We start from the raw sequence: 22,702 nt of genomic DNA, 5'->3' as shown, positions 1-22,702 counted from the left end.
ATGTTCACGGCCAGCGTCTTCTGGCGACGCGATAGTGTACTGAAGTCGGGCACCGCCCAGTTCAAACCGATCAGACGCAACAAGCTCTCGACGAACCCGGTCGTCTGCCGGAGCGCCATGCCGAACATGCCCGGGGCTCCGCCCGTTCAGGGCTGAATTGATCCCCCGGATCAATTCCGGGACGCCCTTCACCCTTCATCGTCAGGCATGTCTGGATGGCAGTGTCGCTGTAGGTCTGCTGTCGGCCGCGTTTGCCGGTCGGCGCAGCATCCCAGATCATCTCGGGATCGAACCAGATTGTCAGCGAGCCTCGACGCTTGAGCGCTTCATTATAGGCTGGCCAGTTCCTGGTCTTGTAGGTCGGGGGTGTGGGTCTGCTCATGTCGTCCAGCTACCACGCTGGATTCACGACATGAATCCCTCACAGGATTTGTGCAACAGAGCCGTTCGCGCCTTGAAAATGGCAGTCGCGTTGCGACAGCCGCCCAAGGGTTGCATACATCCTACGGATCGTGGAATCCAATACGGTTCACACGATTACCAGAAGCTCCTGCGCCAGCACGGCTTCCAGGTATCGATGAGCGGCGAGGGAAATTGTTTCGACAACTCTGCCGTCGAAACCTTCTTTAAAACGATCAAGGCCGAGCTGACCTGGCGTAGGTCGTGGCAGACGCGAAGAGAAGCAGAGCTGGCCATCTTCCAGTATATCAATGGCTTCTACAATCCACGCCGACGGCATTCAGCATTGGGCTGGAAAAGTCCGGTCGCCTTAGAACGGAAGCTGGCCTAAACGTGCACTGGCGGCGGCACAGAAACGTGACAGGTCCATTTCCTCGAAACTGATCAGTCGGATCAATTCTGCGCGCAGGAATTCCTGCAGGATCGCCTTGCTCAGTTCTGGGCAAAATTCCGGGTGCCCGGCTTCCTTTATCATTTGTCTTTCTCGCTCTTCCAGAGCCGCGATCAGGGCGGAGACCCTTCTCACGGCGACGAGCAGGAGGTCGGTTTGCAAGGAAAGACAGAGAAACGGGTTCGATACGGGCGCGGAGAGCGCTCGGGGGAGGCGTTTTCGGAAGTAGAAGATGCTGCCGCGCCGGGAGAGGTACGGCATGGCGATTCCGCGACCGGACAGGTGGGAATCGAAGGCTCGGCGGGGACGATGTCTGACGCTGTGTGACACAGCGTGTGCGACAGGATGTGTTACAGCGCGCGCAGTGGGTGTGACACAGGCCTGATTCTGGCCCGTAAGGGCTTTGATATCATTGGAAATTTTGGGCATTTGGCTGGGGTGGTAGGATTCGAACCTACGGTACGCGGTACCAAAAACCGTTGCCTTACCACTTGGCTACACCCCAACCGTGGCGCGGTGTCTACTTCGCCAATTCGGAGGGTGCAACCCCTCCCGAACACAAAATTTCACTTCTTTTCTCCGGACATCGCAACCACCGTTTCCTCCGGCCCGTCGTAAAAGCTGAACCTTGCGCGGCCTGCCCTTTTCGACGCGTAAAGTGCCACGTCCGCGCGGTCGATCACCTCTGCTGCGGACAACGCGACGCCGTCGACGATGGCGATGCCGATGCTGACCGAAATCTTGCACTCCGCGTCCCCGAAGGGGATCGGTTCCTCGATTCGGCGGATCAGCCGTTCGGCCAGTTCCGCCAGCCGCGAAGGTCGCACGAGGTTGGCGCAGACGATCACGAACTCGTCGCCGCCCACCCGCGCCGCCGTGTCGTCGCGGCGCGTTTCCTCCAGCATGATGCGCGAGACCTGGCGCAGCACCGCGTCACCCGCCGCGTGCCCCATGGTGTCGTTCACCTGCTTGAACAGGTCCAGGTCGAGGTGCATCAGCGAATAGGGCTGCCCCTGCCGCGTGATCCGCTCCATCGTGGCATCCAGCGCGCGACGGTTGCGCAGCCCCGTCAGCGCGTCGGTGAAGGCGCGTTCCTCCGCCACCGTCATCGCCCCCTTCAGCCGGGTGTTCAGGCTGCGCGAGGCGTCCATGGCGGCGGATTTCGCCTCCATCAGCCAGAGCATCTCGATCGCGATGTCGGTGGGGGCGAAATCGGTGCTGGTCAGCGCAAAGTCGCGCACGCCGTCGCGCAGCCCGATGCCAAAGGACAGGTTCACAACCGCTCCGCCGTCGCCGGTGGCCACGACCATCCCCTTCAGCGCCGTGCGCCGCCCTTCGCGCAGCCGCAGGTGCAGCTTGCGCCCCTGCGTCTGCAACAGCCCCGCCATGGAGCCCACCGCGCGCGGGCGATACACCTCGAAGACCTCGAGGAAGCGCGCGCCCTCAAGCGGAACATCGGACAGCTTGTGCAGGGTCGATCCCGCCTGCCGGATATGCCCATGCGGACCCAGCACCGCGTGCATGGGACAGAGCGCGTGCAGCGCCTCTTCGGGGATGGTCATCCTGCGCCTCCGCCCACGGCGCGGCCCGCCAGTTCAAAGTCGCGCCCCTGCGCATAGGCAGTTTCGATCAGCGTGATCTCGACCTCCTGCGCGCCGTCGTCGCAGGGTTCGGCGTCCAGCAGGACCAGCGCACCGTAATCGTCCGCCATGGCGCGCAGAACGCCGACCATGACGTAGCCGAATCCCGGCAGCCCGGTGCCGACGGTCAGCCGGAACCGGCTGTGCGGCCCGTCGCGGCTGTCGGGATCGCGCAGTTCCAGGTCCGGCAGTTCGAGGTCCGCCACCGCCAGACGCGCCCGGTCGGGCAGATCGTCCAGCGAATGCAGGAACTCGATGTAATCGACCCCGCCAAAGCGCAGCAGGCGGCGCAGCCCTTCGGAATTCGGGTGTGACACAAGGTAAGTGCCCACGTCCTCTAGGAAACTGTCGCGCGGTTTCTTCAGCACCGCTTCGGTGGCGGCGATCACGGCCTCGAATATCTCGGGGCTGTAGTTCAGCATGGCCTCGAATTCCTGGACCTCGTCCGGCAGCCGCCCGGCGATGCCCTGCCACACCTCCTGCCCGTAGGTGTCCTGCACAAAGACCTGAAAGGTCCTCAAGATCAGCCCATGCATCCTGTCATACTCCACGTCGCAGGGGGCATTAGGACCCGACGAGGCTTAACAGAGGCATAAAGGGATAATTTGACTCGATAAAAAAGGATGAGCGGTCAACATGCGCTGCAATCTTGGGCTGCGCCGCGGTCGCGCACCAAGACGCGCGCCCAGCGCCCCGCACAGCGAATCACCATGCGGGTGCCGACATTCTCCGCTTGGAAATGCAGATTTCCCGCCGGTCGCAAACCACGAAGTGTCCGAGACCTCAGAAATCCGTCGGCGCGCCGCCCTCGGCCTTGCGGCGCTCGACGAAGGCCGCCAGTTTCTCGCGCACGGCCACGTCCATCGGCGGCTCTTCGAACTCGGCGATGATGCGCTTGAACACGCCATGGGCGCGTTCCGCTGTCCAGACGCCGCCCGTGATCTCCCAGCCCTCGTAATTCTTCCAGTCCGACAGGAAGGGTTGATAAAAAGCCGTCTCGTAGCGGTCCTGCGTGTGCTGGCAGCCAAAGAAATGCCCATACGGCCCGACCTCGGCAATCGTCTCCACCGCCAGAGCCGCGTCCGAGCAAGCCCAGATCTCCGGCTCCATGTAGCGCTGCAACTGCTGCAAGACCTCACAATCCATGACGAATTTCTCGGGGCTTGCGATCAGCCCGCCCTCCAGCCAGCCCGCCGCGTGATAAACCATATGCGTCCCCGACTGCATCGCGGCCCACAGCGACTGCTCCGTCTCCCACATGGCCTGCCCGTCCGGCACGTTGGCGGCACAGACGCCCGAGGACCGCATCGGCAGGCCGTAGAACCGCGCCATCTGCCCGGTCATCTGCGTCGCGCGCATGTATTCCGGCGTGCCAAAGGCAGGCGCGCCGGTCTTCATATCCACGTTCGAGGTGAACGTCCCGATCATGCAGGCCACCCCCGGCCGGATCAGCTGCGCCAGCACCACCGCCGCCAGCCCCTCGGCCAGCGATTGCGCCACCGCGCCCGCAATGGTCACCGGCGCCATCGCCCCCGCCAGCGTAAACGGCGTCACCACCAGCGCCTGCCCGCGCCGCGCCAGCCGCATCCAGCCGTCCAGCATCGGCCAGTCATGCTTCAGCGGCGAGGTCGAGTTGATGTTGGTATACATGCGCGGCGTGGCGTCGAAGTCCTCATGCGTCAGCCCGCCCGCAATCCGCACCATCTCCATCACGTCCTCGACCCGCTCCGGCCCGAGGCTGTAGGCATGCACGACCTTGTCGCACAGCGTCAGCTTGTCGAAGAGCACATCCAGATGCCGCACCGAGGCGTGGATGTCCACCGGCTCCACCGGATAGCCGCCCGCGAAATGGATGCAGTTGAAATACTGCGTCAGCTTCAACAGGTTGCGGCATTGCTCGCGCGTGCCGGATACCTTCTTGCCCAGCTCCAGATCCCAGTAATTGGGCGGAGAAGACACGTTCCCGAACAGGATATGATTGTCGCCAAAGGGCAAGGTCCGCGCCTCGTTGCGCGGCGTGATGGTGAAGCGATCCGGCGCCAGCGCGACCATCTCCATGACGAAATCGCGCCCCATCCGCACGTTCTCGCCGTTCACCGTACACCCTGCGCGCTTCAGGATCTCGACGGCCTCGGGGTGCAGGAACTCGATCCCGATCTCTTCGAGGATGCGCATCACCGCGTCGTGCATCCGCGCCACCGCCTCGGGGCGCAAAGGCTCGGTCGGGCGATCCGGGTTGACCGGGATGCGCCAGGGCATCTGCTCGATCGCGGGTCCGCCCCGGCGGGTGTTGCCCGAACGCCCTCCGCTGCGACGACGTTTCGGCTCCAGGACAGCTTCGGGGGCATCGGGCATGGCGGTCTCCTCTGGCACCCCGCCATCAAAGCCCCCTCACAGGCCCCCGCCTGCGCAAACACGACAGGATGCGTCGCTTTCGATGCCCGGACGCGTGAAAATCAGCGCAGCCCGTCCAGCCACCCCGGCAAATGCCCGATATCGGGCAGCACGGCATCCGCATGCGGGTGCAGCACCTCGCGCCCCGCCATGCCCGTCAGCACACCGACGCACAGCATCCCCGCCGCGCGCCCGGCGATCAGGTCATGGGTGCTGTCACCGACCATGACCACCTGCCCCGGCAGCACGTCCACCGCATCGGCAAAGGCCAACAACGGCCCCGGCGAAGGCTTTGCCCCCCAGCCGCTGTCGGCCCCGGCGACGAAATCGAACCGGGACCGCACACCGGCGCGGCCCAGATGCGCCTCCGCCACCGACTCCGTGTCATTGGTCATGACGCCCAGCCGCAACCCGCGCCCGCGCAACCCGTCCAGCAGCGGCCCCAAAGGCGCGGCCTCCGCCAAGGGCGTCTCCGCCGCCTCCTCGACGATCATGACTTCCAGCGCGTCCACGCCATAGGGCATCACGCCAGCGAGGATCTCGGCAATCTGGCGGTTCGTCCCCGCAATCGCGGGGCTGTCCGGCAGGAACACGCCCCGCGCCAAATCGAAACGCACCGCCTCGGCCGCCCGCGCTGCCAACGCCATGTCCCCCTCCGCCAGCCGCCCCAGCAGCCGCTGCGCAAAGACATTCCACGTCGCGCCGAAATCGAACAACGTGCCGTCCTTGTCGAACAGCACCGCGCGCGGTGTCATGTCCAATGCATTTCCCCCCCACCGGGAAGTGCCGCGCGCGCCTGCGCGAGGGACGTGTAAGGCACGCCCGCCGAATCGCAGAACGCCATGACCCAGGCGTCATCCATCATCAGAAAGTCCAAAACCGAGGCGTGGAAAACCGGGTCCTGCAACCCTTCGCGGAAATCCGTTTCGCTAGCGCCACTTGCCCCCATGAAGACCGGCATCAGCTCGTCGTTGCCCGCCAGCCAGGCCATTGCCTGCAAACCGATCATCTCGGCAGTTTCCCGCGTAAACGCCATTTCTCACCGCCCGTCGAAAGGGTTTCTTAACTACTTTTCACCAAATCTGAGGTTACCAAAAAGTTCAAGCAGGTCACCGGTCGCGCCCACTCAGCGCGCCGCGTGACCGGGGGAAGGCACACACAGATGACAAGCCGAATCCTGGTGGTCGATGCAGTGCCCACGAACCGCATCATCCTGCGGGTCAAACTGTCCGCCGCCTACTACGAAGTCGTCCAGGCCACCTCGGGCCAGGCGGCGCTCGCGATGCTGCGCAAATCCGCGCCGGACCTCGTGATCGCCGCCGCCGACCTGCCCGACATGTCGGGCCGGGCGCTCTGTGCCGCGATCCGGCACAAAGCCCAGGCGGGCGGCCCCAACCAGTCCAGCGTTCCGGTTCCCGTCGTCATCATGCACACCCAGGACGACCCCGGCGAACGCCTTGCCTCGCTGGCCGCCGGGGCCGATGACGTGCTGACCCGGCCCATCGACGACGTGGTGATGCTGGCAAGGCTGCGCTCGCTGCTGCGCGCCCGCGACGCCGAGGCCGAACTGCAACTGCGCGATGACACCCGGCGCGCGCTGGGTCTGGCGGAACATTCCGCCGAATTCGCCATGCCGGGCCGCGTGCGCATCGTCTCGACCGGCGTCCACCCCGAGGTGCGGGCCATGGTGAACCGCCTGCAACAGCGCAGCGACGACCATATCGAATTCGTCGATGCAGACGACGCCCTGCGCGACACGGGCCGCGCGCCCGACGTGGTGGTGGTGGCCGAGGCCCCCGGCGGGCTGGGCGAGGGCCTCGCCCTTCTGCCGCAACTGCGCGCCAACCGTGCCACCCGCCAGTCCGCCCTGATCTACATCGCCCAGCCCGACCAGCGACGCGAGGCCGCCTCGGCCCTCGACCTCGGGGCCAACGACCTGATGATCACCGGCCCCGACGTGGACGAACTCACCATCCGGCTGAAGAAACAGATCGCGCGCAAGCGCACCAACGACCGCCTGCGCGCCAACATGCGTGACGGGCTGCGCGCCGCCGTGATCGACCCGCTGACCGGGCTGTACAACCGGCGCTACGCCCTGCCGCACATGTCGCGCATGGCCGAACAGGCGCAGCGCATGCGCCGGCCCTACGCGCTGCTGCTCGCGGATCTCGATTACTTCAAGCAGGTGAACGACGACTACGGCCACACCGCCGGCGATGCCGTGCTGGTGACGCTGGCGCAGCGTCTGAAGGACAACCTGCGCGCCGCCGACCTCATCGCCCGCTGGGGCGGCGAGGAATTCCTCGTCGCCATGCCCGACACCGACCGCCGCTCGGCCCAGCGCACGGCGGAACGGCTCTGCGCGCTGATGGCCAAGCACCCCGTGACCCTGCCCGGCGACCGGCGCATCACCGTGACCCTGTCCATCGGCGTGGCCATCGGTCTGCCCTCGACGGACGACACGCCCGTCGACCTGATCTCGCGCGCGGATCAGGCGCTTTACGCGGCCAAGAACAAGGGCCGCAACACGGTGGTCATGTCCGACACGGTCATGGCCCTGCCCTCGCCGGAGAAGCGAAAACCCCTGCCCCCCGCGCCAAAACCGAACCCCCGCCTCGCCCCTCCGGTCGAGATCGAGCAGGCCCGCGACACCGGCACCGACGGTGCCACCATCCCACCCTGGGGTCTGTCGCGCACCTGAACCGTTCCAGACCTTTGTCTCCGTGCCAGTCCCCCGCCCCCGGCGGGTTTCGTATATTGCGCAGACAAAAGGGCCGGACAGCTCCCTGCCCGGCCCCGCCAGCATGTCATTGCGTCGACTACCGCCTCGGTCAGTCCCGCTTCGGCCCGTCGAACGGCTTGCCGTCAAAGCGGCCCCCGTCAAAGCGTCCCGTGCCTCGGTCCCGCTTGCGCTGGAACTTCGCCAGCGTCTCTTCCAGCCGGTCCGCGTAGGCGGCGCGCTCCGCCGCACTCATCCCGGCGACGTAATCGCTCAGCACCTTCTGCCCACGCACCCGCACGGCGGCGCTGCGCTCGGCCTGCGCCGCCATCAGCGCCTCCAGGGCGGCGGGATCATAGGGATCGGCGCGCAGAACGCCCAGCGCCTCGCGGTAGCCAGTGATGACACCCTCGCGGATCGCCCGCATCTCCTGCCGGTCGCGCAGCACCTCGCCGCGCAGAGCACCACGCAGGTCGCGCCGCTGGTCCTCGGTCAAGGCCCGCGTATAGGGCAGCGCCGGGTCATCGCCGCCGGGCCGGTCATGCGGCGGCCCCGGCGGTCCCATCACCAGGAACCCCGCCACCGCGCCAACCACCAGCAGGTTCAGCGCCAGCGAGGCAAACAGCACCACGCGCATCCCGCGCCCCTTGCGCACACCACCCGTATCCCCGGTCCCCTCAGCCATGCCTCATCCCTCCAACAATGCCAGCTCGAAGCCCGACAGCGGGTCGACACCCATCTCGCCAAGGCTTGCGCTCGTCCCCCACAGGTCCTCCAGCCCCAGCCCGTCGGTCAACGTCGCGGGCGGGTTCACCCCCACCCAGATGCCCACCGCACAGGCCGCCGCCAGACCCGAGAACCCGGCCCAACCGCCAAGGCTGGCCTTCAACTGGGCAAACAGCCCCGGTCGCGAAACCACCCGCGCCCCGGCCACCGGCATCTCGGCCAGCGCATCGGCGGTCAGCCGCGCCATGAAGTCGTCCGACACCTCCGGCGCCCCGCCCCGCGCGGCGTCAAAGAAAGCGTCCAGATCGCCAAAACCATCCGTCTTGTCAGTCATCGCCTTCATACCCCAGTTCGCCCCTGCGACCCGACAGGATCGCCTCCAGGGCCCGTTTCCCCCGCGCGGTCAGGGACTCGACCGCACGCGGCCCGATGTCCATGATCTCTGCGATCTCGGGGTTCGACAGCCCCTCGATGTGGCGCAGGATCACCGCCTGTTTCTGCCGCTCCGGCAATTCGTCCAACGCGGCCTGAAGCGCCTCTGCCCGCGCCGCCTGCTGCATCCCTTCCGCAGCCGAAGGCGCGCCATCCGCAACCTCCGGTGCCGTGTCCAGATCACCCGCGATGCGCCGTCCCTTGCGCATCCGGTCTATGCAAAGGTTCGCCGTCACCCGGTACAACCAGGTGGTCACCTTCGCCTCGCCCATGCGCCACTCGGGCGCGGCACGCCAGAGGCGCAACAGCGCCTCCTGCGTGATGTCCTCGGCCTCGGCCCGGTCCCCGCCCAGCATCCGGTAGGCATGGGCCAGCACCCGCGGCGCAAGGCGCTGCGTCAACAGACGCGCCGCCGCAGCATCGCCGCGGGCATAGGCCGCCAGCAAGTCCTCGTCGGCAAGATCGCTCATCGCGTCGTATGGCATCCCGGTTCCATGGCCTTGGCGCTACATCTTCAACGCAGGGCGCGCAACATTCCGTCGCGCGCCCCGCAAGAATGGGCCGGACCGTCAGGCCCGGCCCCTGTCAGCCTCAGTTGCCGTCGGCCGGGGCCGCGTCCTCGGTGGCCGGAGCCGTCGGCTGCGCACCGCCGCGCTGGAACCAGCGCTTGCCGTCATGAGCACCCTTGCCGCCATGGCCGCGCTCACCGCGCTCACCGCGCTCGCCACCGCGACGGTCCATCATCTGCGCCCGCGCCTGCTGGATCTCGTCCTGGCTCAGCGCGCCGTCCTTGTCGGTGTCCATGCGGTCGAGCATCCGCTCGAACATGTCCGCCGGGCGCATCTTCTGCGCTTCGTCCTGGCTCAGCATGCCGTCGCCGTCATAGTCAAAGCGCGAGATCATGCGCTCCGTACGCTCTGCCAGGCGGGCCGCCTGGCGCGCCTGCTGCTGCGCCTGAAACTGCGCCTGCATCTCCTCGGCGCTCAGCTTGCCGTCGCCGTTGGTGTCCGCATCGGTGAACCGCTTGGTGGCCGCAGCCGCCATCTCCTCCGCCGTGATCTTGCCGTCGCCATCGGTGTCGGCATCGGTGAACATCTCCTCCAGCATCGGACCACGCGGACCCATTGCCCCGCGGCCCCCCATGCCATGACCGCCATCGCGGGCGTAAGCAGCCGAGCCTGCGCCCATCGCCACGATCAGTGCACCGGTGATCCAGAGAGTGTTGGTCTTCTTCGTCATCGTCTTGTCTCCGTGGATTTTGAAACCGTTTGCGATCCGCCGTTTCCCTTGGCGTCTCTGGAGGCTTCCACGGGGCAGGACAGGGCTTCCGTCGCACATCCGCCGAAAAACCGATCACATCGCGATCACGAGACCGTTATACAGTAACGCACCCGCCCCGCGAAAAACGTTAGCGTGTGACACGCCGCCGCAAGGACAAAGCGTCCCCTTCCGAAATACATACATGACCTTCATCTTTTGCACCCGAGGGGCACGGCTGCATTTTGGCCGCGTGCGGGGACGAGGACACCGAGGATACCATGAACCACCAGGGCAACATCGAAGAAGACGCATCCATCTGGCCGACCGTCTGGCGCGGCTGGCGCAGGCGCTGCCCGCGATGCGGCAACGGTCCGCTGCTGTCGGGCTACCTGAAGGTGCGCGACAATTGCCCCGTCTGCCGCCAGGAACTGCACCACCACCGCGCCGACGACGGTCCCGCCTACCTGACGATCCTCATCGTCGGGCACCTCATGGCACCGCTCCTGCTGGTGGTCTTCGAAAAATGGCGCCCCGAACCGCTGGTGCTCTTCACCATCTTTGCGGTTGGCTGCGTGGCGCTTTCGCTTTACCTTCTGCCCCGGTTGAAGGGGGCCATTGTCGCCTTCCAATGGGCGCGCGGCATGGGTGGCTTCGCGCGCACCAACGAGGCGGGGTCCTGATCCCCGCCGCCCAACGGCAGGACGGCAGGCAGATGACCCAGACGACAGAGAAACCCATCGACAAGACCGCGATCCGCGACGCGGCCACCGTCATCGTGCTGCGCGACCGCACCACGCGCCCCCGCGTCCTGATGGGCCAGCGCGGGGCCAAGGCCGCCTTCATGCCGAACAAGTTCGTCTTTCCCGGCGGCGCGGTGGATGCCGCCGACGGACAGGTGAACCTCGCCCGCCCGCTCTCGGCCCTCTGCGCCAAGCGGCTGGACGAAGGCTCCGCCCCCGGCATCTCCCGCGCACTGGCCGCCGCCGCCGTGCGCGAACTGTGGGAGGAAACCGGCCAGATCCTCGGCCTGCCCGCGCCCTGGCCGGGCGCCGTGCCGCAGGACTGGCTGAGCTTCGCCGGCACCGGCCACCGCCCCTCGGCGGACGCGCTGCAATTCGTCTTCCGCGCCATCACGCCGCCGGGACGCCCCCGCCGCTTCGACGCGCGCTTCTTCCTGCTGGACGCCGAGGCGCTGCAATCCGATCCCGACGATTTCACCCATGCGGCGGACGAGCTGTCTCACCTGCAATGGATCGCCGTGGACGAGATCCGCAACTACGACCTGCCCTTCATCACCGAAGTGGTGCTGGCCGAGGTCGCCGCCCGTGCCACCGACGACAACCCGCCGGATTCGGTGCCGTTCTTCCGCAACGATGACGAGGAAAGCCTTTTCCTCCGCCTGCGCGGCCACGCCCCCACCGACTGACACCGGACCCAAAGGCTTTTCGACGAAAAGCCTTCCCGCCCAAAGAGCTTTCGTCCGAAAGCTCTTTCACCCCACGTAGAAAAACAGCCCCGCCAGTCCCGCGCCCATCAGCGCGAGGTTCAGCACCAGCGCGCCCGTCCAGCGGAGCCGCCGCGTCACCCGCCGCTCGCGCAGCACCGGCCCCGTCAGCCAATCCCTGACCCGCCGCTCCGTCCGCGCCAGCGCCCGCGCGTCCATCTGTTTCGCGATCTTGGGATGCCCCGACAGGTGCCGCGCCTTGGCCAGCGCCAAAGCATCGCGCCGCACCGCCTCGGGCAAGGCCCCCCGAAGCCGTTTCACGCGCAAGACCAGGTCCCCCTTGCGCACGCCCATACGGCGGGCGAACAGCCGCTCCAGCCGCGTGACCCTCAGGTCCAGATCCTTGCGAATATCCATGGGGCACTCTACCGCCCGCCGCATTTCCGCCTCAATTCCTCAAGCGTCACCACTGCGTTCCCGCAGCGCGAACAATGGTGGACGCGCTGTCCGGCGCGTCGTATCCAACCCCCATGTTGAACACGCTCGAATATGGCCAACCCGGCGCCACGCCCGTCCTGATCGTCCACGGCCTCTTCGGCTCAGGCCGCAACTGGGGCGTGATCGCCCGCCGCCTCGCCGAAGAGCACCACGTCCTCACTCCGGACATGCGCAACCACGGCGACAGCCCGCGAACGGAGACGCACAGCTACCCCGACCTCGCGCAGGACCTGACCGAACTGATCGACGCCCACGGCGGCCGCTCCCATGTCATCGGGCACTCCATGGGCGGCAAGGCGGCGATGGCCCTCGCGCTGCTGCACCCGGAAAAGGTCGCCTCGCTGCTCGTCGCCGACATCGCCCCGGTCAGCTATACCCACTCGCAGCAGAAGTTCATCGACGCCATGCGCGCCGTCGACCTGTCGACGGTCGAGCGCCGCTCCGACGCCGTCGAGCAACTGGCACAGAACGTCACCGACCCCGCGCTGCAAAGCTTCTTCACGCAATCCCTCGACGTCAAAGGCAAGCGCTGGAAGTACAACCTCGACACGCTCGAGCGCGAGATGCCAAAGATCCTCTCCTTCCCCGACCTCGACGGCGCCTACACCGGCCCCACGCTATTTTTGTCCGGTGGCCAATCCGACTACGTCAAACCCGAGCACCGCGACACCATCCGCCGCTACTTCCCCAAGGCGCGCTTTGCCAGGATGCCGCAAGCCGGGCACTGGCCGCACGCCGACGATCCGCGCGGGTTCGAGGCCTCGGTCCGCGCCTTCCTCAAGGCAGTCGCCTGATTCCACACCCGGATGGGGGCTCTGCCCCCGCCGCTCCTCACGGAGCGACTCCCCCGAGGGTATTTGTAAAACCAAAGAAGCAGGGGGGGCGGCGCATCTTTCAGCTTTTGGAATATGGCCCCTGCCGTTTCGAAATGAGAAAGCGCCCCTCTGGACAGGTTGCGCGGCTGCGGCAAGCTGTCCGGCATGGTCAGCCCGTCACCCCTCCAGGACCCTCAGGTCGCCTTCGAGCCAGGGCAGTTTCGCCCAGGCGGGGCCGATGACCATGTCGCTCACCAGCATCTGCATGGTGCGGGCCACGTCGCGCGGCACCTCGTCGGACCAGTCCGATCCGGCGTACAGGCTGATGGTGCGCGCGAAGGGTTTGAACGGCACCGGGTGCACCTCCAGCTGGTCGTGGAACCGCGCCGCGCGCATGTAGCCCAGCGGCGTCGTCAGCGCCCAGCCTGTCCCGCGCGCAGCCAGCGTCATCAGCGACAGATGCGCGCCGATCTCGAAGCGCTCGGCAAAGCTCAGCTTCTGCCGCGCCAGATGCGCCTCGATCTGCCGTCCGATCAACTGCGCGCGGTCGTAGCGCAGCAGCGGCGCGGTCTTCATCAGCATCTCGATCCCGCCCGCCCGGTCCACCGCCCCCTTGGCGCAGACGAAGATGTAGGGGTCGCGCACCAGCGGGTATTCCACCACGCCGGGCATGACCTCGCCACTGCTGCCCGCGATGCCAAGGTGCAGCCGCCGTGCCTTGATTTCCTCGCAAATCTCGTGGCTTGGCGCGGTGATCAGCTTGAACCGGCATTTCGTCATGCTCTCGGCCAGCATGGTCACCAGCCGTGGCGTCAGGTCGTTGTCGAAATCGTCGATCACGCCAAGGTTGAGCGTCGAGAGATGCGCGAGGTCCATCACCGTCAACTCGCTGCCCGCCAGCCGCAATTCGCGCAACACCGCGCGCGTGCGGTTCAGGAACGCCCGCCCCGCCGGGGTCAGCGCCATGGGCCTGCGCCCGTGATCCACCAACTCGACCCCCAGCGCGGTTTCGAGGTTGCGCATCTGCTGGCTGACCGCCGGCTGGCTGAGGCCCGTCACCTCCGAGGCCTTCGCCACCGATCCGCTTTCGGCCAGCGCCTCGAAGACCTCCAGCCCCTTCAGCGTCACGCCTTTCATCAGCATTTCCAAATCTCCCCGTCGCGCAGATTCAGCTTTGCCAAATCTGTCGGCAGGTCAATCCCTTCAAGGACACCGCCATGCCCCGCCTGCTGAAATCCGCTCCGGGCCTGCCGCCCGCCGCACAGAATGACATCTCCGACACCGTTCAGGTGATGCTCGCCCGTGTGAGACTGGGCCGCGAGGACGCCGCCCGCGACTATGCCGAACGGCTCGACCATTGGACCGGCCCGGTCGTCACACCGCCCGAGGCCATCGCCGAGGCCCGCGCGCAGGTCCCCGATGCGCTCAAACAGGCCCTTGGCTATGCCCATGACAACATTCGCCGTTTCGCCGATTGCCAGCGCGCCTCGGTCAGCGATTTCGAAACCGAACTGCGTCCCGGCCTGATCGCGGGGCAGCGCAGCATCCCGGTCAACGCCGCCGGGGCCTATGTGCCGGGCGGACGCTACGCGCATATCGCCAGCGCGCTGATGACCATCGCCACGGCCAAGGCGGCGGGGGTGCCGCATGTCACCGCCGCTGCTCCGCCGCGGGACGCGGGCGGCATCCACCCCGCCACGCTTTACGCCATGCACCTCGCCGGGGCCGACACCATCCTGACGCTCGGCGGTGTGCAGGGCATCGCCGCCATGGCCTACGGGCTGTTCGGCACGCCGCCCTGCGACATCCTCACCGGCCCCGGCAACGCCTATGTGGCCGAGGCCAAGCGCCAGCTCTTCGGCCCCGTGGGCATCGACACCGTGGCGGGGCCGACCGACCTGATGATCCTCGCCGATGCTACCGCCGACCCGGCGCTGGTCGCCCTCGATCTGGCGGGACAGGCCGAGCACGGGCCGACCTCTCCGGTCTGGCTGGTCACCGACCACGAACCGCTGGCCCGCCGCGTGCGCGAGCTGATGCCCGAGACCTGCGCCCGCCTCGGCCCCGACAATGGCGCGACCGCGCGCGCGGCATGGGAGGCGATGGGCGAGATCATCCTGTGCAGCGACCGCGAAGAGATGGCCGTCGAGGCCGACCGCTACGCCCCCGAGCATCTGCATCTGCACTGCACCGCGCTCGACTGGTGGCAGGGCCGGCTGACCGCCTATGGCTCGCTGTTCCTGGGCGCGCAGACCACCGTGGCCTTTGGCGACAAGGCCTCCGGGCCGAACCACGTGCTGCCGACCGGGGGCGCGGCGCGTTATACCGGCGGGCTGTCGGCGCAGAAGTTCCTGAAAACCGTGACCTATCAAAGGGCTGATCCGCAGGCCCTGCCCGACCTCGCCCGCGCCACCGCCGTGATTTCCCGCGCCGAGGGCATGATCGGCCACGCCCTGAGTGCCGAGGCCCGCCTGACCACCTTTCCCCATCTGCTGAGGGCCTGAACCATGTTTCTCTCGCGTTTTCCCCGCACCCGCCTCGCCCATCTGCCGACGCCGCTGGAGCCCATGCCGCGCCTCTCCGCCCTGCTGGGCGGGCCGGAAATCTGGGTCAAGCGCGACGACTGCACCGGCCTGTCGACGGGCGGCAACAAGACCCGCAAGCTGGAATTCCTCATGGCCGAGGCCTTGGCGCAGGGGGCCGAAACCGTCATGACCCAAGGCGCGACCCAGTCGAACCACGCCCGCCAGACGGCAGCGGCGGCGGCGAAACTGGGACTGAAGTGCCACCTCCTGCTGGAGGACCGCACCGGCTACACGCACGAGAACTACCGCCACAACGGCAACGTCCTGCTGGACGTGTTGCACGGCGCAACCATCGAACACCGCGCCCCGGGCCTCGACATGAATGCCGAGATGGAGGCCGTCGCCGACACCCGCCGCGCCACTGGCGAAAAGGTCTACACCATCCCCGGCGGCGGCTCGAACCCCACGGGCGCGCTGGGCTACGTCAATTGCGCCTTCGAAGTGCTGAGCCAGATCAATGACCTCGGACTGACGGTCGACCACATCGTACACGCCACCGGATCGGCGGGAACGCAGGCCGGGCTGATCGCCGGACTGTCCGCCATGAACGCCGCCATCCCCCTGCTGGGCATCGGCGTCCGCGCCCCCCGCGACAAGCAGGAAGAGAACGTCTACCGCCTCGCCACAGCCACCGCCGAGAAACTCGGCTGCCCCGGCGTCGTGTCGCGCACTGACGTGGTAGCCAACTGCGACTACATCGGCGAAGGCTACGGCCTGCCCGCCCCCTCGACGCTGGAGGCCATCGACATCTTCGCCAAGACCGAGGGCATCCTGCTCGACCCGGTCTACTCCGCCAAGGGCGCGGCGGGGCTGATCGACCTGATCCGCAAAGGCCACTTCAAGGAAGGACAGCGGGTGATCTTCCTGCACACCGGCGGCGCCATCGGGCTGACCGGCTACACCCACTGCTTTGCCCCGGACGCCCCCGCATGACGCCGAAGCGCCCGATTTTTCGCAGAAAAATCGTCCGCCCCGCACGGACGGCATGAAGACCGTCGGCATCCTCGGCGGCATGGGACCGCAGGCGACGATCCTTCTCATGCAGAAGGTTCTCGACGCCACGCCCGCCAGTGACGATGCCGACCACATCCCCCTGATCGTGCACCAGAACCCGCGCGTGCCCTCGCGCATCGCCGCGCTGATCGACGGCTCCGGCCCCTCACCCCTGCCCGTGCTGCAGAACATGGCGACCGACCTTGCCGCTGCCGGGGCGCAGGCGCTGGCCATGCCCTGCAACACCGCGCATCACTACATCCCGGGCTTGCGTGCCATCACCGACCTGCCCGTGTTGGACATGCTGGCCGCGACGAACGAAGCGTTACAGGACAAGGGCCGCATCGGCATTCTTGCATCCCCCGCGACCCGGCTGACCGGGGTGTTCCACGACTATTTCGACGTGCCTCACCTCTTCCCGGTGGACGACGCGCCCGTGTTGCAGATCATCCGCGCCATCAAGGCCGGGGCCGCGCCCGCCTCGCAGACGCCCGCGCTGACCGAGCAGGCTCTGCGCCTGCGCGACCGCGCCGATCACGTGCTGATCGCCTGCACCGAGCTGTCGCTGGTCGCGCCACTGTTGCCGCCGGGGATTGCCTGGACTGACAGCCTCGATTGCCTCGTGGCGCAGGTCATCGCCTTTGCCCGGGGCGCGACGCCCGGGGCAGAGGGAGAAAGTTGAGTATTTGCAAAGCAGAGAAACCAGGGGCGCGGTACCAGGTTGCCAAGGCCGCGCCCGGTGTTGGCGGGGTCAAAGCCCGCTGCAGCTCCGTTCCGCTTGCGCCGAGAACCCCTTGTAGCGTTGCCAGAAGGCCTCGTGGTTGGGGTTGTCCGACTGCCGGATGACCTGCGCCTGGTGCGGGTCGGCAAAGAAGCTGGCGGCGAGGCGCTGGTCGGTGGAGGACCGCAGCGTCTGGTTCGCCACCGCTTGCACGCAGCCGCAAAGCCGCGTGTTGGCCGCCTTGCGCCCGCCGCCCATGCAGGCGGCCGAGATCGGGCCGCTGGCAAAGGCCTGCCTTTCCACCGAGACATTCAGCCCGGCGTAGCGCGTCGTGTTGGAATGCGTCGATTGCACCCGCGATTTGGACCCGCCGCCGCAGGCCGCCAAGGTTGCAAGCATCGCGCCAGCAATGAAAATGCGTATCATGTACCTGTCCTCTCGCCCGGCGGCGGCTTTGCCGTCTCGTCCGGGGACTGCCCTCGGGCTGTATCATGCCCGATTGCGCGCAGGTCTTCAAGAATCCGCGAGCATTTCCGCGCTTGCAGCCGCGCTGATGTCGCGCAGCAGCTGGTCCGCGATGGCGTGGTTCTTCTGCGCCTCCTCCAGGTCGGGCCGCAGCGCCAGCGCCTGCCTCAACGCCAGCTCTGCCTGCTCGGGGAAGCCTTCGGACATGAGCGCCGCGCCGAAGAGTTTCCACAGCGTGTAAGAGGCGGGAAAGGCCTCCAGCAACCGTCCGGTCTGCTCCATCACCACCGCGCGCTGCTCTGCCTCGTACAGCGCGAGAAGTTTGTCGAGGATCTCCCGCGGGGGATCAATCTGCCATGCCTGTGTCATCTGCCCTCCGATCTGGGGGCAGTCTTGCAGAAAGGGGTAAAAGTGGGGTTAGCGGGGGAAGTGGGCGAGCCTCTAACCGTAGGGTGGGTTTTCTAACCCACCGTCACTTGAGGAAGGGCAGCCACGCCTCGACGGCCTGGATCAACTGACCCAAACCATACAAGGCAGCGCCAGATTTGATTGCAACTCCGATTCCGTCCTTGATCGCGGTATCAATCGCCAAATCGGCCTTCTTACCCGCCCATTTCGCGCAGACCAGAAAAGCTGCCTTGATCGCCTCCAAGGCACGGGCCACCCGCGTCTTGTCCGGCTCCTTGGCCTCGACCTCCTCGGCAATCTCCTCGACCGCCGCCCAGATGATCGTCTGACTGGCCCGCACCTCGGCCACAGCATCGATCTCCTCTGGCGGATTGTTCCCGCCGATCCCGTGACGACCCTCCACATGAGCCGCCGCGCGCTCCTGCGCCAAATCACCAAGCGCCTGACGGACGGCAAACAGTGCTTCGATCTGCGCAATCGCCTCGGCCACTTCATCCGCCCCGGCCTTCCAAACCGTTTCCGGGATCAACGCCACCCGAGACTGCAAGTCCCAATCCATCGGCAGGCCCTTGGTCATCCCGTCATACCAGCGGCGAAAGAAGTCGAAACGCGGGTCGCGGTCTAGGCGGGAGGGGCCGAGCGCCTCTGGTCGAAGCCCTTCTGGCGGTCCGGCCTCATGCCACAGCGGCGCGGCAAACATCGCCTCCACCGTTCTCCCACAATCGGCGTAGGTGGCGGCATCGGCGGCGGCGGCGGCGGCGGCGGCGGTGGCGGCGGCGGCGGTGGCGGCGGCGGCGGTGGCGGCGGTGTAGGTGGCAGCACTGACAGCGTCGGCTGGGGTGGCTCTGGCGGCGGCGTTGGCGGCGGCTCTGCCGGCGTCGGCGGCGTCAAGAAGGGCGGCGGTTCTAGAGCCTAAACCATCGGCGGAGGCGATGGCGGCTTTAGTGGCCGCGGTGGCGGCGGCGGTTTTGATCTCGGGGGTTGGATATGTACTCACAGCCCCCGAAATCAGATTGCACCAGCCTGTCAAGAGAACAAACTTTTCCTGCGCCGCCCGGGCTTTTTCCGTATCCTGCCAAGATCGATCCGCCCACAAAACAGGCCAAACGCGCAACGCCGCCCGCGTCGCAATCGCCACGCAGATCTCCTGGCTCTGCCCTTTCAGCCAAGCTTCAAACGCGTCCCGGTCCTCGAACTCCACCGCTCACCCCTCACATTCCCGCGACCACCCTACACAGGGCACAGGTGCAAACAAGACCATGCAAGCAACACGCTATGCCGCCTTGCCATTCCCCCCCATCCACGCCATATGCACGGATCAACGCGCACGCCCTTCCCCGAAGGACCTCTTGGCATGACCACCCCCCAGCACCTGATCCGCAACTTCTCCATCGTCGCCCATATCGACCACGGGAAATCCACCCTGGCCGACCGGCTGATCCAGCTCACGGGCACGGTCGCGGAACGGGACATGAAGGCGCAGCTCCTCGACGCCATGGACATCGAGCGCGAGCGCGGCATCACGATCAAGGCCAACACCGTCCGCATCGACTACCCGGCGAAGGATGGCAACACCTACGTGCTGAACCTGATCGACACGCCCGGACACGTGGACTTTGCCTACGAGGTCAGCCGCTCCATGCGCGCGGTCGAGGGGTCGCTGCTGGTCGTCGACGCCTCGCAGGGCGTCGAGGCGCAGACCCTCGCCAACGTCTACACCGCCATCGAGGCGGATCATGAAATCGTCCCCGTCCTGAACAAGGTCGACCTGCCCGCCGCCGAACCCGAGCGCGTGGCCGAGCAGATCGAGGACGTCATCGGCATCGACGCCTCCAACGCCTGCCTGATCTCGGCCAAGACCGGCATCGGCATCCCCGACGTGCTGGAGGCCATCGTCACCCGCCTCCCCGCGCCCCCGGAAAAGGACGCCGATGCGCCGCTGAAGGCCATGCTGATCGACTCGTGGTATGACAGCTACCTCGGCGTCGTCGTCCTGATCCGCGTGATGGAGGGCACGATCCGCAAGGGCGACAACATCAAGATGATGCGCACCGGCGGCAAGTACGGCGTCGACAAGCTCGGCGTCTTCCGCCCCCAGATGCAGGACGTGGCCGAACTCGGCCCGGGCGAGATCGGCTTCTTCACCGGCTCGATCAAGCAGGTCCGCGACACCCGCGTCGGCGACACCATCACCACCGAAAAGAAGGGCGCGACCGAACCGCTCCCCGGCTTCAAACCCTCCATCCCCGTCGTCTTCTGCGGCCTCTTCCCCGTGGACGCCAACGACTTCGAGGACATGCGCGACGCGATCGAGAAACTCGCCCTGAACGACGCCTCCTTCACCTTCGAGATGGAAACCTCCGCCGCCCTCGGCTTCGGCTTCCGCTGCGGCTTCCTGGGCCTCCTGCACCTCGAGGTCATCCGCGACCGCCTCGAGCGCGAGTATGACATCGACCTCATCACCACCGCGCCCAGCGTGATCTACCACCTCTACATGAAGGACGGCGAGCGGCGCGACCTGCACAACCCCGCCGACATGCCCGACCTCACCTACGTCGACCACATCGAGGAACCGCGCATCAAGGCCACCATCATGGTGCCCGACGAATACCTCGGCGACGTGCTGAAACTCTGCCAGGACCGCCGCGGCATCCAGATGGACCTCACCTACGTGGGGGGCCGCGCCATGGCCGTCTACGACCTGCCCCTGAACGAGGTCGTCTTCGACTTCTACGACCGCCTGAAATCCGTGACCAAGGGCTACGCCTCCTTCGACTACCAGCTCGAAGGCTACCGCGAGGACAACCTCGTGAAGATGCAGATCCTTGTGAACGACGAGCCCGTCGACGCGCTCTCGATGATGGTCCACCGCGACCGTGCCGAAATGCGTGGCCGCGCCATGTGCGAAAAGCTCAAGGACCTGATCCCGCGCCATATGTTCAAGATCCCGATCCAGGCGGCCATCGGCGGCAAGGTCATCGCGCGCGAGACCCTCTCCGCCATGCGCAAGGACGTGACGGCCAAGTGCTACGGCGGCGACGCCACGCGGAAGAAGAAGCTGCTGGAGAAGCAGAAGGCGGGTAAAAAGAAGATGCGCCAGTTCGGCAAGGTCGAGATCCCGCAGGAAGCGTTTATCTCGGCACTCAAGATGGATAGCTGAAAGCTATTCATCTTAAGTCGCCAGTGGCGTAAGCGATTTTGCGCAGCAAAACGCGCAGCCACACCGTGGACATGGGCACCACCGCCCTTGAACGTGAGCGACTTCTGGCGCAGCCAGGCTCCGCGTGCCCCCTCTCCTGACCGGGAACCACGCTCACCAAACCAAACGCCCCGGCCCCCGTGCCGGGGCCTCTCGTTTCCGGCCCGCCCTAGGATGGGTTTCCAACCCACCGATGACAACCGCCGCAGCAGAGCCGACTAGAACAGTGAGAGTTGACCTTGCTCTGGCAGAGAAAATATCCCTAACAGTTGCCAAACATGCGGCCTACTGGCAATATTACCCAGTGCGAGGACAATCCCGGTCTCCACGTACCTAGTGCAATATGTTTCAGAGAGATGACTAAGCGCACCTTCTTCACCATAGCTTCTTCTTAAATTGAAAAAAGCCGCTTGGGTCTCCCAATCAGCACAAGTCTTCTCACGGCGCTTTCCATCCCCGTCGACGAAACTCATTTTAAAATCGTAAGGACATGGGTCAATCAGATCGAGGTCCTTATCGAACATTGAAGCTTGACGTGCCTGTTTTTCGAAAGCCTTCCGCGCCTCCTCGATTTCCGTTTCGGAGCGCCTTCTATACTTGAAAGTCACTTGCGTTGGCCGTATCGCCGTAAGACTATGTCCCTTTGAGGCTGCCTCAACTTCCGATGCCAGAACAACAGGGTTCACCAAGCTGGCTCGTTTCTCCCGATCTGAAACAAACCCACTTATCTCGATGCTCTCCTCATGCACTTTACAGCTCTCAGCCCTAGTATCGTGAGGAGGGTGAGAATAACTAAAATCTACTATACTCCAACGCCTAAAAGCTTGTTCATCCTTGAGCTGGCGAAATCGCACTGGAAATAATCGTTTCCAATTACCATTTGGATCCAGCCCTGCACAGCAGACGGTTTCTTGATAACTCTTACTCGGCTGCGGCGAGGCTTTGACGAGGATTGTAACGCGGGATTTTGAGACCATCCTTAAGATACTTTTCAGGGCGGTCGGCAACCAAGTTATAGATTTCAAAACCAGCCGCCGCCGCTAAATCTGCGATATAAGAACGATGGCAAACATGCGCACACCGCTCAAAACACAGTATGCAAGTTTTTTTAACTCTCGCAACCTCAAGAAGATCAGATAGCGACTCTTGCGCCTCCTCTGTATCCAAGTGCTCCAAGAAAACACGTTCGAAGGTTTCGTAATCGCCAGATTTCGCCGCATCACGACCTGGCTTCGGATCACCCAGCTGCCTGTAATGTGCATAGTCAATTCCGACTTGTCTTAAGGATTCTGCGAGACCGCGCTTAGACAAGCCGCGCTTTCGCGATAGCGGCAGTTCTCGGACATCCGCCAGAACTTCAATCCCAACGTTTCTTAGCGTGGCCAAAAGTTGTTCCACATCGGCCCCCTCGTAGCCGATCGTAAATAACTGTCGCACGAACTGTTCCCTTAGCTTTTCGTGGAAGAGTCTCATGCTTTGATTAATGGACTCAAGCTGTTTTGGAAATGTTGATGAACTGTGCGACTTTTCGCCCACTCAGCCCTATTACTTGG

General features: G+C 65.6%; 24 protein-coding genes, 1 tRNA gene and 2 pseudogenes. 9 read left to right on the top strand and 18 right to left on the bottom strand.

Translation table 11 applies throughout. The features are described 5' to 3' along the window. Nucleotides 1-382 (bottom strand): annotated as a pseudogene (locus tag ACP16H_RS10570) (transposase); the annotation flags it as partial. Between the two features lie 60 nt (nucleotides 383-442). Here ACP16H_RS10570 and ACP16H_RS10565 point away from each other — a divergent pair. Beyond that, nucleotides 443-790 (top strand): annotated as a pseudogene (locus ACP16H_RS10565) (transposase); the annotation flags it as partial. On the opposite strand, the gene ACP16H_RS10560 reads toward ACP16H_RS10565, so the two are convergent. From ACP16H_RS10560 to ACP16H_RS10530, 7 genes are all read right to left on the bottom strand, one after another. Then, nucleotides 770-1,111 carry a DUF6538 domain-containing protein gene (locus ACP16H_RS10560; protein ID WP_425072248.1) on the bottom strand — a complete coding sequence of 114 codons (342 nt, stop codon included), beginning with the start codon at nucleotides 1,109-1,111 and terminating at the stop codon, nucleotides 770-772. The pseudogene ACP16H_RS10565 and the gene ACP16H_RS10560 overlap by 21 nt on opposite strands. A 169-nt stretch (nucleotides 1,112-1,280) precedes the next feature. Beyond that, nucleotides 1,281-1,355, bottom strand: a tRNA-Gln gene (locus ACP16H_RS10555). Between the two features lie 61 nt (nucleotides 1,356-1,416). Beyond that, complete coding sequence (locus tag ACP16H_RS10550; protein WP_425072247.1) at nucleotides 1,417-2,412, bottom strand: GGDEF domain-containing protein; 996 nt, start codon at nucleotides 2,410-2,412, stop codon at nucleotides 1,417-1,419. Further along, the gene (locus tag ACP16H_RS10545) at nucleotides 2,409-3,026 is read right to left on the bottom strand and encodes a heme NO-binding domain-containing protein (protein WP_425072246.1); all 618 of its coding nucleotides are present in this window, start codon (nucleotides 3,024-3,026) and stop codon (nucleotides 2,409-2,411) included. The genes ACP16H_RS10550 and ACP16H_RS10545 overlap by 4 nt, the downstream gene beginning before the upstream one ends. A gap of 247 nt (nucleotides 3,027-3,273) precedes the next feature. Then, a complete protein-coding gene (locus tag ACP16H_RS10540; protein ID WP_425072245.1) occupies nucleotides 3,274-4,845 on the bottom strand; it encodes a trimethylamine methyltransferase family protein in 1,572 nt (523 codons plus the stop codon). A gap of 101 nt (nucleotides 4,846-4,946) precedes the next feature. After that, the gene (locus ACP16H_RS10535) at nucleotides 4,947-5,639 is read right to left on the bottom strand and encodes an HAD family hydrolase (RefSeq protein ID WP_425072244.1); all 693 of its coding nucleotides are present in this window, start codon (nucleotides 5,637-5,639) and stop codon (nucleotides 4,947-4,949) included. After that, nucleotides 5,636-5,920, bottom strand: coding sequence for a DUF3572 domain-containing protein (locus ACP16H_RS10530; RefSeq protein ID WP_425072243.1), 285 nt, complete (start codon nucleotides 5,918-5,920; stop codon nucleotides 5,636-5,638). The genes ACP16H_RS10535 and ACP16H_RS10530 overlap by 4 nt, the downstream gene beginning before the upstream one ends. Before the next feature lie 126 nt (nucleotides 5,921-6,046). On the opposite strand from ACP16H_RS10530, the gene ACP16H_RS10525 reads away from it, so the two are divergent. Next, nucleotides 6,047-7,585 carry a diguanylate cyclase gene (locus tag ACP16H_RS10525; protein WP_425072242.1) on the top strand — a complete coding sequence of 513 codons (1,539 nt, stop codon included), beginning with the start codon at nucleotides 6,047-6,049 and terminating at the stop codon, nucleotides 7,583-7,585. A gap of 130 nt (nucleotides 7,586-7,715) precedes the next feature. On the opposite strand, the gene ACP16H_RS10520 is transcribed toward ACP16H_RS10525, so the two are convergent. The 4 genes from ACP16H_RS10520 to ACP16H_RS10505 all read right to left on the bottom strand — a co-directional run bounded on the left by ACP16H_RS10520 (nucleotide 7,716) and on the right by ACP16H_RS10505 (nucleotide 10,000). Beyond that, nucleotides 7,716-8,288: a periplasmic heavy metal sensor gene (locus tag ACP16H_RS10520; protein ID WP_425072241.1), complete on the bottom strand. Its 573-nt coding sequence runs from the start codon at nucleotides 8,286-8,288 to the stop codon at nucleotides 7,716-7,718. A gap of 3 nt (nucleotides 8,289-8,291) precedes the next feature. Then, nucleotides 8,292-8,663, bottom strand: a complete 372-nt coding sequence (locus ACP16H_RS10515; RefSeq protein ID WP_425072240.1) for a hypothetical protein — start codon at nucleotides 8,661-8,663, stop codon at nucleotides 8,292-8,294. After that, nucleotides 8,656-9,246, bottom strand: coding sequence for an RNA polymerase sigma factor (locus tag ACP16H_RS10510; protein WP_425072239.1), 591 nt, complete (start codon nucleotides 9,244-9,246; stop codon nucleotides 8,656-8,658). The genes ACP16H_RS10515 and ACP16H_RS10510 overlap by 8 nt, the downstream gene beginning before the upstream one ends. Nucleotides 9,247-9,352: 106 nt before the next feature. Further along, complete coding sequence (locus tag ACP16H_RS10505; RefSeq protein WP_425072238.1) at nucleotides 9,353-10,000, bottom strand: EF-hand domain-containing protein; 648 nt, start codon at nucleotides 9,998-10,000, stop codon at nucleotides 9,353-9,355. 299 nt (nucleotides 10,001-10,299) lie between these two features. On the opposite strand from ACP16H_RS10505, the gene ACP16H_RS10500 reads away from it, so the two are divergent. After that, on the top strand, nucleotides 10,300-10,701 hold the full coding sequence (locus tag ACP16H_RS10500; protein WP_425072237.1) for a DUF983 domain-containing protein: 402 nt from the start codon (nucleotides 10,300-10,302) through the stop codon (nucleotides 10,699-10,701). A 32-nt stretch (nucleotides 10,702-10,733) separates the two neighbouring features. Continuing rightward, nucleotides 10,734-11,447, top strand: a complete 714-nt coding sequence (locus tag ACP16H_RS10495; protein WP_425072236.1) for an NUDIX hydrolase — start codon at nucleotides 10,734-10,736, stop codon at nucleotides 11,445-11,447. 66 nt (nucleotides 11,448-11,513) lie between these two features. Here ACP16H_RS10495 and ACP16H_RS10490 read toward each other — a convergent pair whose 3' ends face one another. After that, entirely contained in the window at nucleotides 11,514-11,882 is a 369-nt protein-coding gene (locus ACP16H_RS10490; RefSeq protein WP_425072235.1) for a hypothetical protein, read from the bottom strand. Nucleotides 11,883-11,995: 113 nt separating this feature from the next. On the opposite strand from ACP16H_RS10490, the gene ACP16H_RS10485 reads away from it, so the two are divergent. Next, nucleotides 11,996-12,757, top strand: a complete 762-nt coding sequence (locus ACP16H_RS10485) for an alpha/beta fold hydrolase (protein ID WP_425072255.1) — start codon at nucleotides 11,996-11,998, stop codon at nucleotides 12,755-12,757. Between the two features lie 198 nt (nucleotides 12,758-12,955). Here the strand turns inward: ACP16H_RS10485 and ACP16H_RS10480 are convergent, their stop codons facing one another. Beyond that, nucleotides 12,956-13,921, bottom strand: a complete 966-nt coding sequence (locus tag ACP16H_RS10480) for a LysR family transcriptional regulator (RefSeq protein WP_425072234.1) — start codon at nucleotides 13,919-13,921, stop codon at nucleotides 12,956-12,958. Between the two features lie 74 nt (nucleotides 13,922-13,995). Here ACP16H_RS10480 and hisD point away from each other — a divergent pair, with 74 nt between their 5' ends. The 3 genes from hisD to ACP16H_RS10465 are packed head-to-tail and all read left to right on the top strand — an operon-like array spanning nucleotide 13,996 to nucleotide 17,038. Then, entirely contained in the window at nucleotides 13,996-15,282 is a 1,287-nt protein-coding gene (gene hisD / locus ACP16H_RS10475; RefSeq protein ID WP_425072233.1) for a histidinol dehydrogenase, read from the top strand. A gap of 3 nt (nucleotides 15,283-15,285) precedes the next feature. Further along, nucleotides 15,286-16,296, top strand: a complete 1,011-nt coding sequence (locus ACP16H_RS10470; RefSeq protein WP_425072232.1) for a D-cysteine desulfhydrase — start codon at nucleotides 15,286-15,288, stop codon at nucleotides 16,294-16,296. 52 nt (nucleotides 16,297-16,348) lie between these two features. After that, nucleotides 16,349-17,038 carry an aspartate/glutamate racemase family protein gene (locus tag ACP16H_RS10465; protein ID WP_425072231.1) on the top strand — a complete coding sequence of 230 codons (690 nt, stop codon included), beginning with the start codon at nucleotides 16,349-16,351 and terminating at the stop codon, nucleotides 17,036-17,038. A gap of 69 nt (nucleotides 17,039-17,107) precedes the next feature. Here the strand turns inward: ACP16H_RS10465 and ACP16H_RS10460 are convergent, their stop codons facing one another. From ACP16H_RS10460 to ACP16H_RS10450, 3 genes are all read right to left on the bottom strand, one after another. Next, complete coding sequence (locus tag ACP16H_RS10460; RefSeq protein WP_425072230.1) at nucleotides 17,108-17,503, bottom strand: arginine transporter; 396 nt, start codon at nucleotides 17,501-17,503, stop codon at nucleotides 17,108-17,110. An 87-nt stretch (nucleotides 17,504-17,590) separates the two neighbouring features. After that, complete coding sequence (locus ACP16H_RS10455) at nucleotides 17,591-17,911, bottom strand: hypothetical protein (protein WP_425072229.1); 321 nt, start codon at nucleotides 17,909-17,911, stop codon at nucleotides 17,591-17,593. Nucleotides 17,912-18,014: 103 nt separating this feature from the next. After that, on the bottom strand, nucleotides 18,015-19,151 hold the full coding sequence (locus ACP16H_RS10450; protein ID WP_425072228.1) for a hypothetical protein: 1,137 nt from the start codon (nucleotides 19,149-19,151) through the stop codon (nucleotides 18,015-18,017). Between the two features lie 153 nt (nucleotides 19,152-19,304). On the opposite strand from ACP16H_RS10450, the gene lepA reads away from it, so the two are divergent. Beyond that, nucleotides 19,305-21,110: a translation elongation factor 4 gene (gene lepA, locus ACP16H_RS10445; protein WP_425072227.1), complete on the top strand. Its 1,806-nt coding sequence runs from the start codon at nucleotides 19,305-19,307 to the stop codon at nucleotides 21,108-21,110. A gap of 960 nt (nucleotides 21,111-22,070) precedes the next feature. Here the strand turns inward: lepA and ACP16H_RS10440 are convergent. Further along, entirely contained in the window at nucleotides 22,071-22,685 is a 615-nt protein-coding gene (locus ACP16H_RS10440; protein ID WP_425072226.1) for a DUF488 family protein, read from the bottom strand. Between the last annotated feature and the right edge of the window lie 17 nt (nucleotides 22,686-22,702).

Origin of the sequence: Sagittula sp. S175 (genome assembly GCF_049800975.1) — a bacterium.
GTDB lineage: Bacteria > Pseudomonadota > Alphaproteobacteria > Rhodobacterales > Rhodobacteraceae > Sagittula.
This window is presented reverse-complemented; position numbering and strand designations above follow the sequence as displayed.

Bases quoted from the DNA above. Each gene is read 5' to 3' on its own strand.
- ACP16H_RS10560 (WP_425072248.1), bottom strand. From the start codon at position 1,111: ATGCCGTACCTCTCCCGGCGCGGCAGCATCTTCTACTTCCGAAAACGC.
- ACP16H_RS10550 (WP_425072247.1), bottom strand. From the start codon at position 2,412: ATGACCATCCCCGAAGAGGCGCTGCACGCGCTCTGTCCCATGCACGCG.
- ACP16H_RS10545 (WP_425072246.1), bottom strand. From the start codon at position 3,026: ATGCATGGGCTGATCTTGAGGACCTTTCAGGTCTTTGTGCAGGACACC.
- ACP16H_RS10540 (WP_425072245.1), bottom strand. From the start codon at position 4,845: ATGCCCGATGCCCCCGAAGCTGTCCTGGAGCCGAAACGTCGTCGCAGC.
- ACP16H_RS10535 (WP_425072244.1), bottom strand. From the start codon at position 5,639: ATGACACCGCGCGCGGTGCTGTTCGACAAGGACGGCACGTTGTTCGAT.
- ACP16H_RS10530 (WP_425072243.1), bottom strand. From the start codon at position 5,920: ATGGCGTTTACGCGGGAAACTGCCGAGATGATCGGTTTGCAGGCAATG.
- ACP16H_RS10525 (WP_425072242.1), top strand. From the start codon at position 6,047: ATGACAAGCCGAATCCTGGTGGTCGATGCAGTGCCCACGAACCGCATC.
- ACP16H_RS10520 (WP_425072241.1), bottom strand. From the start codon at position 8,288: ATGGCTGAGGGGACCGGGGATACGGGTGGTGTGCGCAAGGGGCGCGGG.
- ACP16H_RS10515 (WP_425072240.1), bottom strand. From the start codon at position 8,663: ATGACTGACAAGACGGATGGTTTTGGCGATCTGGACGCTTTCTTTGAC.
- ACP16H_RS10510 (WP_425072239.1), bottom strand. From the start codon at position 9,246: ATGCCATACGACGCGATGAGCGATCTTGCCGACGAGGACTTGCTGGCG.
- ACP16H_RS10505 (WP_425072238.1), bottom strand. From the start codon at position 10,000: ATGACGAAGAAGACCAACACTCTCTGGATCACCGGTGCACTGATCGTG.
- ACP16H_RS10500 (WP_425072237.1), top strand. From the start codon at position 10,300: ATGAACCACCAGGGCAACATCGAAGAAGACGCATCCATCTGGCCGACC.
- ACP16H_RS10495 (WP_425072236.1), top strand. From the start codon at position 10,734: ATGACCCAGACGACAGAGAAACCCATCGACAAGACCGCGATCCGCGAC.
- ACP16H_RS10490 (WP_425072235.1), bottom strand. From the start codon at position 11,882: ATGGATATTCGCAAGGATCTGGACCTGAGGGTCACGCGGCTGGAGCGG.
- ACP16H_RS10485 (WP_425072255.1), top strand. From the start codon at position 11,996: ATGTTGAACACGCTCGAATATGGCCAACCCGGCGCCACGCCCGTCCTG.
- ACP16H_RS10480 (WP_425072234.1), bottom strand. From the start codon at position 13,921: ATGCTGATGAAAGGCGTGACGCTGAAGGGGCTGGAGGTCTTCGAGGCG.
- hisD (WP_425072233.1), top strand. From the start codon at position 13,996: ATGCCCCGCCTGCTGAAATCCGCTCCGGGCCTGCCGCCCGCCGCACAG.
- ACP16H_RS10470 (WP_425072232.1), top strand. From the start codon at position 15,286: ATGTTTCTCTCGCGTTTTCCCCGCACCCGCCTCGCCCATCTGCCGACG.
- ACP16H_RS10465 (WP_425072231.1), top strand. From the start codon at position 16,349: ATGAAGACCGTCGGCATCCTCGGCGGCATGGGACCGCAGGCGACGATC.
- ACP16H_RS10460 (WP_425072230.1), bottom strand. From the start codon at position 17,503: ATGATACGCATTTTCATTGCTGGCGCGATGCTTGCAACCTTGGCGGCC.
- ACP16H_RS10455 (WP_425072229.1), bottom strand. From the start codon at position 17,911: ATGACACAGGCATGGCAGATTGATCCCCCGCGGGAGATCCTCGACAAA.
- lepA (WP_425072227.1), top strand. From the start codon at position 19,305: ATGACCACCCCCCAGCACCTGATCCGCAACTTCTCCATCGTCGCCCAT.